Raw genomic sequence first — 9,798 nt, forward strand, 5'->3', positions numbered from 1 at the left:
CACAAGGTGGCGTTTTTTGTCGCGCCCGCTCTCCATCTCGTCAAACAATTTGGTGAAAACGAGTTTGAAGAGTTCTTCAAACACATCGACGCCCGCGTTGGCTAACACCTCGTCTTCCATTTCTAGGATGAGGTCTTTCAGCGATTTTTTTTCGTTGACGAGCTTGTCTTTTTTAACAAGGTCGTCAATCGTCCAGCGCTCCGACAGAATGTCGGAGAGTTTTTCGCGCACGGCCGGAATGGCCGGAATGTCTTCAAAGTAGTTCGGGTCTTTGCGGTGGTAGAACGATATTTGCTCACCGTTGGACCACACGCCCATCGGTGCGCCTGTGGCATTGCAATAGCTCTTAAGTTGTTCTTTGCCGTCTTTGAGCTTTGGCTTTTTCAGCTCTACCAAGATGTAGGGTGTGGTGGTTTTGTCTTTGTCAAAAATGCAGATGTCGGCGCGTTTTTTCTCGCGCCCAAACACAACGCCATATTCCAGCTCAATGCGTGTGGCAGGGTAGCCCAAGTCGTCCATGAGTACCATCAAGTACAGCTGCCTGACGGCCTCTTCAGGCGTGAGTTTGATTTGCTTTTGACGCACCAAGCATTCAACATAGGGCGCGGGTTTTTTGCCAGCGTCGTTGATGGTGATCCGTTTTTCTAAGGTTTTGATTTGTTTGGTGTTGAATTGCGTCAGCTTGTAGCTGCTGTCTTTGAGCAGTTGTGCGAGGTGGATCGTCATGGTGTTCTTTCTATGGCTCACTCACCAATGGGTCGCAAGTGTTTGCCTGCAATGCCCGCCAGTTCAAACATAGTCACTTGAGGCTTGCCAAACACAGCCAAGAGTTTGGCATCGGCGTTGATGGCGCGTTTGTTGGTGGCGTCTTGTAAGCTGTTGGCCTTGATGTAGTCCCACAGCTTTTTGATGACGTCGGTGCGCGCCACGGCTTCAGCACCAATCACGTTGGCTAAGTCAGCGCTGGGCAAAAAGCCTGCGGTGACTTTGCGCGGTGTCTTCGTGGACGATTTAGGCTTGGCCACTTTCTCGGCCTTTGCTTTGGTGGCCTTGGTGGTTTTGGCCGGCACTTTTTTGCCAGCGGCTTTGATGAGCGCGTTGGTGGTGGGCGTTTTGCCGCCGCGTGCAGGGTACTTGCTCACACGGGGTTCAAACGCAAAGTTCACCTTACCTGCTTCGGCGTCCCACTGCAAAAAGGCTTTGAACGCGCGACGTGTGCGCATGGACACAAACTTGTCGAGCAAATCGGTTTTGCCTTCACTCAGCAGCTTGGTCATTTGCTCGCGCTCAACGGGCTGCTGCAAGATGATTTTGCCGCTCTTGAAGTCGCAGCTGGGGGTGGCCTGCGCGTGGGTGGGCACGGCCTTGCTGCACACGTAGTTGCTGCCGTGTTCGTGGACAGGGCTGCCGCACTTGGGGCAGTTGCCCAACGGTGCTGCGGCGCTGAACTCCACGATTTCGCCCGAGTCGGCTCCGTCGTCCCCAAAGTCGAATTCGAGTTTCCAGTTTTGGTCTTCTTCGCTGTACTTCAGCGCAATCTCTGCGGTGAACGGCCAGCCCGCTTTGGAGCGGAAGCCGTCGAGGGGGCCAATCTTTTTGTCGGTCAAGAACTGTTCCACTTCAGCCACATCAAAGGTGCGCCCGCCTGGAATTTTGCTGATGGAGAAGCCGCAGCCTGCGCCGTTCTCGCCCGAGTCAGAGGCGCCGCCGTCTTTGCCCACGCAGGCGTAGCGGCGGTAGTTTTCTTTCACCACGCCGCCGCACTTGGGGCACGGTGTCTTCAAGGTGGCGTAGTCGCCGGGGATGGTGTCACGGTCAAATTCTTTGGCCTTTTTGACGATGTGCTCAGTCATCTCGGCAATCTCGCGCATGAACGCTTCGCGGCTCAGTTGGCCGTGTTCCATGAGCGAGAGCTTGTGTTCCCAGCCACCCGTGAGTTCGGGCTTGGACAACTCTTCCACGCCCAAGCCGCGCAGCAGTGTGAACAGTTGGAATGCTTTGGCGGTCGGGATCATCTCGCGGCCATCGCGGAGGAGGTATTTTTCGTTGAGCAAGCCTTCGATGGTGGCGGCGCGTGTGGCAGGTGTGCCCAAGCCTTTTTCTTGCATGGCTTCGCGGAACTCGTCGTCTTCCACCAGCTTGCCTGCACCTTCCATCGCGCCCAGCAGCGTTGCTTCGCTGTAGCGTGCGGGTGGGCGGGTTTTCAGGCCTTTGGCTTCGGCGGATTCGTTCTTGGCTGATTCGCCCGCTTTCAACGCGACGAGGGTTTTGCCGTCTTCTTCGTTGTCAGAGGCTTCTTGCGCGGCGTCTTTGCCGTACACGGCCATCCAGCCGGCGTTGACCAACACTTTGCCTTCGGTGCGGAAGTGGTGGTCAATGCCCGCGGCCTTGACCGTGCTGATACGCGTGGTCACCATGTATTCGGCGCTGGGGAAGAACACCGCCATGAAGCGGCGCACCACCAAGTCGTACAACTTTTGCTCGGCTTCAGACAAACCACTGGGCGCTTGCAGGGTGGGGATGATCGCAAAGTGATCACTGACCTTTTTATTGTCAAACACGCGAGGCAGTTTGCGCACGTAGTTGTTGTTCAGCGCGCCCGTGGCGTGTTGTTCGAGGTGCTTCATGCCGCTGTCGGCGAGCATGGCGAAGGTGTCTTTCACCACAGCCACGTAGTCTTCAGGCAAGTGGCGTGAATCTGTACGAGGGTAGGTCAGCGCTTTGTGACGCTCGTACAAACTTTGCGCCAAGGCCAAAGTGGTTTTGGCTGAGAAGCCAAAGCGACCGTTGGCCTCGCGTTGCAGCGAGGTCAAGTCAAACAAACCTGGGCTGGCCTTGGTGGTGGGCTTGCTCTCTTCGGTGACGGCGGCTTGTTGGTTGCGCACGGCATCGGCAATGGCCAAGGCTTCGGTCTCGCTCCACACGCGGTCGTGTTTTTTCTCAGCGTCTTCCGCGTCTTTTTTGTGTTCAGGGTTGAACCACTTGGCGGGGTAGCTGCCCGCTTCCACCTTGAATGACGCATGAATTTCCCAATAGTCGCGGCTGATGAATTTGCGAATTTGTTCTTCCCGTTCCACCACCACCGACAGCGTTGGCGTTTGCACACGGCCCACGGTGGTCAAGAAGAAGCCCCCTTCGCGTGAGTTGAATGCGGTCAAGGCGCGTGTGCCGTTGATGCCCACCAACCAGTCGGCTTCCGAGCGGCTGCGTGCGGCGTCAGCCAAGCCTTGCATTTGTTGTTGGGTGCGCAGTGAGTCAAAGCCATCGCGAATGGCTTGAGGCGTCATGGATTGCAACCACAGGCGTTTGACAGGTTTGTCGAGTGGTTTTTTGCCGCCCGCGTATTGCTCAATCAAGCGGAAGATCAGCTCACCCTCGCGGCCCGCGTCACAGGCGTTGATGAGGGCGGTCACGTCTTTGCGCTTGGCCAGCTTGACGACGGCGTTCAACCGGCTCTTGGTTTTTTCGACGGGCTTCAAGTCGAAGAAGGGGGGAATCACGGGCAGGTTGGCAAAGCTCCATTTGCCGCGCTTGACGTCAAACTCTTCAGGGGCTTGGATTTCCACCAAGTGGCCCACAGCACTGGAGACCACATAGGTGTCGCTCTCAAAGTGATCGTCGTGTTTTTCGAACTTCCCCGCCATAGGCGTGAGTGCGCGCACGATGTCTTGCGCGACCGAAGGTTTTTCGGCAATCACGAGGGTTTTGCTCATTTCAAAGCTCCTTAAAAACTGACCACTACAATTCGCTTGCTCTCGCGTACGCACGCGCGCCCACGGGCGCGCACGCACATGCGTACGTATTTAAGTTAACAGAAAAATTCAGTGTCCAAAAAATCTTCCGCCCAGCCCCCCGCGCCGATCAAAGGCCGTCGTATTCAAACCCGCCGTTCTGGCGTCCATGGCAAGGGGGTTTTTGCACTGAGCGATTTTGCTCAGGGCGAGACCATCATTGAGTATGTGGGCGAGATCATCAGCTGGAAAGAGGCGCTGCGCCGCCACCCGCATGACCCCACCGACCCCAACCACACGTTTTACTTTCACATCGACGAAAAGCATGTGATTGATGCCAAATACGGTGGCAATTCCTCGCGTTGGATCAACCACTCGTGCAAGCCCAGCTGCGAGCCTGACGAAGTAAATGGCCGCGTGTTCATCAAAGCCATTCGCGACATCAAGGCCGGTGAAGAGCTGAACTACGACTATGGCTTGGTCATTGATGCACCACTGACGCCAGAACTCAAACTCGAATACCCCTGCTGGTGCGGTGCCAAGAAGTGCCGTGGCACTTTGTTGTCGTCCACTTCTGAGTTCCCGAAAGACGAGAAGCCCAAGGCAAAAAAGGCAGACAAACCAAAAAGCAAGCCAACCAAAGACGACAAAAAGAAGTCGTCCAAGAAAGCCGACAAGGCCAAGTCTAAAAAGGCCTAAGCCGAATGATCTGGCCTGCTGAAGACCTCTGGCTCGCGATGGTTGCAAGGCAGCCAGGCTTGACGGTCGAGGTGCTGCCCGAGATCGACTCCACCAACACCGAGCTGATGCGCCGCGTACGCGCGGGCCAAACCGAGCCGGTGCTGCTGGTGGCCGAAACCCAAACCGCTGGCCGTGGCCGACTAGGCCGCCCGTGGCATGGCGAAGCGGGCCATGCGTTGACCTTCTCATTGGGGCTCATGCTCAAGCCTGTGGATTGGTCTGGCTTGTCACTGGCTGTCGGCCTGTCGCTGGCGCGCAGCTTAGACCCGCAGGGCGACTTCGGTGTGCGCTTGAAGTGGCCCAATGACTTGTGGGTCCAACGCCCCGGCACCGCCCTCGGATGGGGCAAGTTGGCCGGCATCTTGATTGAAACTGCCTTGCCACCCAGCGCAGGCCAAAGCGGCGAGCAGGGTCGAGATCAAGCGCGTTACTGTGTGGTGGGTGTGGGCGTCAACATCGCCCCACCCATGGCCGACGGCCTGTCGACCGCGCCATTGGGCCTGCAAGACCTACAAAGCGGCATCACCGCACCGCAGGCCTTGATGAAAGTGGCCGAGCCCTTGCTGGCCACCTTGTTAGCGTTTGAGCGCACAGGTTTTGCCCCGTTGCAAAACGCGTTCAATGCACGCGACGCGCTGCACCAGCTGCCCGTGACCTTGAGTGATGGCCGCAGCGGCGTGGCTCATGGTGTGGATGCCACGGGCGCGTTGTTGGTGGCGACGGCGCAAGGCGAAGAGATCATCAGCAGCTCAGAAGTGAGCGTTCGACCTGTTTAAACCCAAGAGGTGATCCCCCATGAGCTTGAAATATTTTTGGCGCAACGTGGTGTTCGCTTTGGTCGCCATCAACTTGCTGTATTGGCTGTGGAACGACGGCAGTTTGCGTTTTTTGGGCTTGGGGCCTAAGCCCGTGCAAGAGCCACAGCGTCTCGAAAACCAAGTGGACCCAGAGCTATTGACGATCAAGCCAGCAGCGTCTGAGTCCAAATAAAAAACCTCTTCCGCGTCTAGTGTACGAAGCGGCCAAGGGTCACTTCAGATCGAAGCGATCCAAGTTCATCACCTTGGTCCAAGCGGCCACAAAGTCTTTGACAAACTTGCTGGCGTTGTCGTTTTGGGCATAGACCTCGGCAATGGCACGCAGCTGGGAGTTAGAGCCAAACGCCAAGTCCACACGGCTGGCAGTCCACTTGACGGCACCCGTTTTTCGATCGCGGCCTTCAAACGCGTTGTCGCCGCTGGGTTGCCAAGCGATGGACATGTCCACCAAATTGGTGAAGAAGTCGGTGGTCAGCTGCCCAAGGCGTTGAGTGAACACACCTTGCTTGTTGCCGCCATGGTTGGCCCCTAAAACACGCAAGCCACCCACGAGGACCGTCATCTCAGGCGCAGACAAGCCGAGCAACTGGGCTTTGTCGAGCAACATTTCTTCTGGTGAGACGCGGAACGCTTTTTGGCGATAGTTGCGAAAGCCATCGGCTTGAGGCTCCAACACGGCAAACGATTCGGCGTCGGTTTGCTCAGGCGTGGTATCGGTGCGGCCTGGCGTAAAAGGCACTTCCACCGAGTGACCTGCGGCTTTGGCTGCTGCTTCAATGCCTGCGCTGCCTGCCAGCACGATGAGGTCGGCCATAGAGACTTGTTTGCCGCCGCGGTGGTTGGTGTGAAAACCAGTGCGGATGATGTCCAGCGTGGCCAGCACGCGTGCCAATTGTTCGGGTTGGTTGAGCTCCCAGTTCTTTTGCGGCGCAAGGCGAATGCGCGCGCCGTTGGCTCCACCCCGTTTGTCACTGTTGCGAAAGGTCGATGCAGACGCCCACGCGGTGGACACCAGTTCGGCCACGGTCAAACCGCTGGCCAAAATTTTGTTTTTCAGCTCAGTGGCATCGCTGTGGCTGATCACGGGGTGCGTCACAGCAGGCAACGGGTCTTGCCAAATCAAATCTTCGGCAGGCACTTCTGGGCCGAGGTAAAGGCATTTGGGCCCCATGTCGCGGTGGGTCAGTTTGAACCATGCACGTGCATAAGCGTCGGCAAATTCGTCGGGGTTGGCTAAGAAGTGGCGCGAAATTTTTTCGTACGCGGGGTCAAAGCGCAGTGACAAGTCGGCCGTGGTCATGTGGGGCGGGTGCTTCTTGCTGGGGTCGTGCGCATCGACCACCATGTCTTCGGGCGCAACGTTTTTGGCGCGCCATTGGATGGCGCCTGCGGCGGTGGTCATTTGCTCCCACTCGTACTTGAACAGCACTTTGAAGTAGCCCATGTCCCACTGGGTGGGGTTGGGCTTCCATGCGCCTTCAAAGCCGCTGGTGGTGGTGTCTGCACCTTTGCCGCTGCCGTGGCTGTTGATCCAGCCCAAGCCCATTTCGTGCATGGGGGCTGCTTCGGGTTCGGGGCCTACTTTGGCGGCGTCACCTGCGCCGTGCATTTTGCCAAAGGTGTGACCACCGGCCACCAAGGCGACGGTCTCGTAGTCGTTCATGGCCATACGAGCAAAGGTTTCGCGCACGTCCTTGCCTGAGAGCAAGGGGTCAGGGTTGCCGTCAGGGCCTTGTGGGTTCACATAAATCAAACCCATTTGCACGGCAGCCAGTGGGTTTTCCAGTTGGCGCTCGCCGCTATAGCGGCTGTTGGGTTTGTCGCTGGTGGCGAGCCATTCTTTTTCAGCACCCCAGTACACATCTTCTTCAGGGGCCCAAATGTCCACACGGCCACCGCCAAAACCAAAGGTTTTGAAACCCATGGTTTCCATGGCGACGTTGCCGCAGAGGATGAACAAGTCAGCCCATGAAATTTGGTTGCCGTATTTTTGTTTGATGGGCCACAGCAAGCGGCGGCCTTTGTCGAGGTTGCCGTTGTCGGGCCAGCTGTTGAGGGGGGCAAAACGCTGGTTGCCTGTGCTGGCGCCACCGCGTCCATCTGCGGTGCGGTAGGTGCCTGCGGCGTGCCACGCCAAACGAATGAACAAACCACCGTAGTGGCCGTAGTCGGCAGGCCACCAATCTTGGCTTTGGGTCATCAAGCCGGCCAGGTGCTTTTTGAGCGCGACGTAATCGAGCTTTTGGAAGGCTTCGTGGTAATTAAAGTCCGCATCCATGGGGTTGGATGCCGCTTGGTGCTGGTGCAAGATAGCCAGGTTGAGTTGGTTAGGCCACCACTGTGCGTTGGACTGTGCGCCTTGCTGCGCCTGTGCGCCGCCTGCTGCGTGGAATGGGCATTTGCCGGTCTCTGATGGTTGACTCATGTGTAACTCCTTGGAAGTAAAAACAACTGCTTGGTCTGCTCAAGATGCTTGAGCGAGATTGGTCAGTAACGCGGCTTGCCATGTGATGAAGATTTGGATTTGATGCCCGCTCATCGTGACGCCCTTCGTCGTTACTGACAGGCTCTACTTTGACGGGTTCTATGAAGATAGTCTAGACAATTGCTTCTATCAATGGGTTAGACGGAGGCTATTTTTGGGCGGCGGTATGAAACAACTTCAAGTGTTTGCGTGTGCCGTCAAAAATGCTGTGTGCCACGCGTGCAGAAAACCCAGCAGGTAAATCGCGCTCGACTTGGCTGAGCACACCCTCAACCCGTCACCAACTGGCGCATACAGCAGCATCTTCACAAGCATAGTGCCCGTCGTGTTTGATGGTTTGACTTTGAACGACATAGATAGCAAGGGATGGAACATCCGCTATCACTGGCGGGATGAAAAAAGAATGGCGGCCAACTGCGAACTACCGACGTAGACCAACAGCGTCATGGCGATGGACTCGAACACGCTCATACCGGAATTGACCATCGCCACGCCCGTCATCAAGCCACTTGGCCCAGCGCTTGTTGCGCGTAGTGTTGTGCGCCGAGCCGAAACTCAGGGTGTTGCTGGAGTCTGCTTTGCCAAAACATCAAGTGTCTTTGTGTGTGTGGTGGGGCTCAAAGCATTGGCCGGGGGTGAGTGCGAAGCCATGTAAAAAGTCAGCAGCGTTCAAGCGTTTGCCACCGGCGCGTTGCAGCTCGGTCACGCACAGCACGCCTTCGCCGCAGGCCACCCGCACACCATGTGCGTCCGCACTCAACACCGTGCCGGGCTTGGCGTTGTGAATGGAGGCCTCCACCGTGGCGCGCCACAGTTTGATGGTGTCTGCGCCCAGTTGCGCCGATGCGGCGGGGAAGGGGTTGAACGCACGCACACGGCGAGCAATGGTTGCAGCGGATTGTTGCCAGTCCACCGCGGCTTCGTTTTTCTCGATTTTGTGAGCGTAGGTGATGCCCGCTTCAGGCTGCTTCACAGGCTGCAACTTGCCCGCTTGCGCGTCTGCCAAAGCGCGCACCACCAGCGCACCACCGAGGTCTGCCAAGCGGTCGTGCAGACTGGCGGTGGTGTCGTCAGGGGCAATGTCCACCACACCCGTCAGCAGCATCTCACCAGTATCTAGGCCCGCGTCCATTTGCATGATGACCACGCCGGTTTGCGCGTCACCCGCCTCGATGGAACGGTGAATCGGCGCAGCACCGCGCCAGCGTGGCAAGAGCGATGCGTGAATGTTGAGGCAGCCCAAACGCGGGGTGCTCAATGTCCACTGCGGCAAGATGAGGCCATAGGCAGCCACCACCATCACATCAGCCTTCGCTTCGGCAATCGCGGCGTGTGCCGCGGCTGCATCGTCTGGGTATTTGCCGTCTAGGCGCAAGCTCAAAGGCTGGGCAACGGGTATGTGATGTTGCAGCGCCAACTGTTTGACGGCAGAAGCTTGCAGCCTCATGCCGCGACCCGCTGGGCGATCGGGCTGCGTCAGCACCAAGGGCGCGGTGTGGCCTGCGGCCAAAATTTGCGCCAAGGCCGTGGCTGCAAACTCAGGGGTGCCAGCGAAGATGACGCGCAAAGTTGATGGCATTTTTAGAGGAATCGCATTTGCAGGTTTAATTTGAAATAAAGTTGCCGACCTTCTTTGTAAACAACCCCAAATCCATGTCTTGTACTGCTCGCAGTTTCTAGCTTCGTATTTGCAAACAGATAACTTTCAAACTCATTTCGGCTGTAAATGTGGTAACACAAAACATCCCCATCCTCCTTCACAACCAAATAACCACCCGTCGCATCAAGCCTGCCGCCCCAAACTTTTGAAGGCATCATGCCTAAAGCAACGTCAGAAAGAAGTCTTTTTATTTTATATTCGTAAAAAGGATGGCCGTCTTTTAAATTGGCGGATTCAAGGACGAAGTGCAACAAAGATGAACTGGTTATAGGTGGCTGAGGATGCGAGAGCATCATGGCCGCTTTAACCGCCAAGTCGAAGTTGCCCAATGTACAAGCACCTCAGCCGAGAAGAACGATACCA

9 protein-coding genes are annotated in these 9,798 nt (G+C 56.8%); 3 read left to right on the plus strand and 6 right to left on the minus strand.

The window, feature by feature from the left end; all coding sequences use genetic code 11:
- Both RMS03_RS01815 and RMS03_RS01820 read right to left on the minus strand, forming a co-directional pair.
- Window positions 1-726 (minus strand): type I restriction enzyme HsdR N-terminal domain-containing protein (locus RMS03_RS01815; RefSeq protein WP_310625410.1); only part of this gene is annotated, 726 nt, incomplete at its 3' end.
- Between the two features lie 17 nt (window positions 727-743).
- A complete protein-coding gene (locus RMS03_RS01820) occupies window positions 744-3,713 on the minus strand; it encodes a DNA topoisomerase III (RefSeq protein ID WP_310625411.1) in 2,970 nt (989 codons plus the stop codon).
- A 111-nt stretch (window positions 3,714-3,824) separates the two neighbouring features.
- Between RMS03_RS01820 and RMS03_RS01825 the strand changes: the two genes are divergently transcribed.
- Genes RMS03_RS01825 through RMS03_RS01835 form a run of 3 tightly spaced genes read left to right on the plus strand, consistent with a single transcriptional unit; the run spans window position 3,825 to window position 5,462 of the window.
- Complete coding sequence (locus tag RMS03_RS01825) at window positions 3,825-4,430, plus strand: SET domain-containing protein-lysine N-methyltransferase (RefSeq protein ID WP_310625412.1); 606 nt, start codon at window positions 3,825-3,827, stop codon at window positions 4,428-4,430.
- Between the two features lie 5 nt (window positions 4,431-4,435).
- Window positions 4,436-5,248 carry a biotin--[acetyl-CoA-carboxylase] ligase gene (locus RMS03_RS01830; RefSeq protein WP_310625413.1) on the plus strand — a complete coding sequence of 271 codons (813 nt, stop codon included), beginning with the start codon at window positions 4,436-4,438 and terminating at the stop codon, window positions 5,246-5,248.
- Between the two features lie 19 nt (window positions 5,249-5,267).
- A complete protein-coding gene (locus RMS03_RS01835; RefSeq protein ID WP_310625414.1) occupies window positions 5,268-5,462 on the plus strand; it encodes a hypothetical protein in 195 nt (64 codons plus the stop codon).
- 39 nt (window positions 5,463-5,501) lie between these two features.
- Here the strand turns inward: RMS03_RS01835 and katG are convergent, their stop codons facing one another.
- The 4 genes from katG to RMS03_RS01850 form a co-directional block, all read right to left on the minus strand.
- Complete coding sequence (gene katG, locus RMS03_RS01840; RefSeq protein ID WP_310625415.1) at window positions 5,502-7,715, minus strand: catalase/peroxidase HPI; 2,214 nt, start codon at window positions 7,713-7,715, stop codon at window positions 5,502-5,504.
- A 441-nt stretch (window positions 7,716-8,156) separates the two neighbouring features.
- A complete protein-coding gene (locus tag RMS03_RS11610; RefSeq protein WP_405023488.1) occupies window positions 8,157-8,246 on the minus strand; it encodes a hypothetical protein in 90 nt (29 codons plus the stop codon).
- 118 nt (window positions 8,247-8,364) lie between these two features.
- Window positions 8,365-9,342, minus strand: a complete 978-nt coding sequence (fmt, locus tag RMS03_RS01845; RefSeq protein WP_310625417.1) for a methionyl-tRNA formyltransferase — start codon at window positions 9,340-9,342, stop codon at window positions 8,365-8,367.
- Between the two features lie 14 nt (window positions 9,343-9,356).
- The gene (locus tag RMS03_RS01850; RefSeq protein ID WP_310625416.1) at window positions 9,357-9,764 is read right to left on the minus strand and encodes an HpaII family restriction endonuclease; all 408 of its coding nucleotides are present in this window, start codon (window positions 9,762-9,764) and stop codon (window positions 9,357-9,359) included.
- Window positions 9,765-9,798: the final 34 nt, after the last annotated feature.

Origin of the sequence: Limnohabitans sp. (genome assembly GCF_031538885.1) — a bacterium.
Taxonomy (GTDB): Bacteria; Pseudomonadota; Gammaproteobacteria; order Burkholderiales; family Burkholderiaceae_C; genus Limnohabitans.

Coding starts and splice junctions, on each gene's coding strand:
- katG (WP_310625415.1), bottom strand. CDS start 7,715: ATGAGTCAACCATCAGAGACCGGCAAATGCCCATTCCACGCAGCAGGC.
- RMS03_RS01820 (WP_310625411.1), bottom strand. CDS start 3,713: ATGAGCAAAACCCTCGTGATTGCCGAAAAACCTTCGGTCGCGCAAGAC.
- RMS03_RS11610 (WP_405023488.1), bottom strand. CDS start 8,246: ATGAGCGTGTTCGAGTCCATCGCCATGACGCTGTTGGTCTACGTCGGT.
- RMS03_RS01830 (WP_310625413.1), top strand. CDS start 4,436: ATGATCTGGCCTGCTGAAGACCTCTGGCTCGCGATGGTTGCAAGGCAG.
- RMS03_RS01835 (WP_310625414.1), top strand. CDS start 5,268: ATGAGCTTGAAATATTTTTGGCGCAACGTGGTGTTCGCTTTGGTCGCC.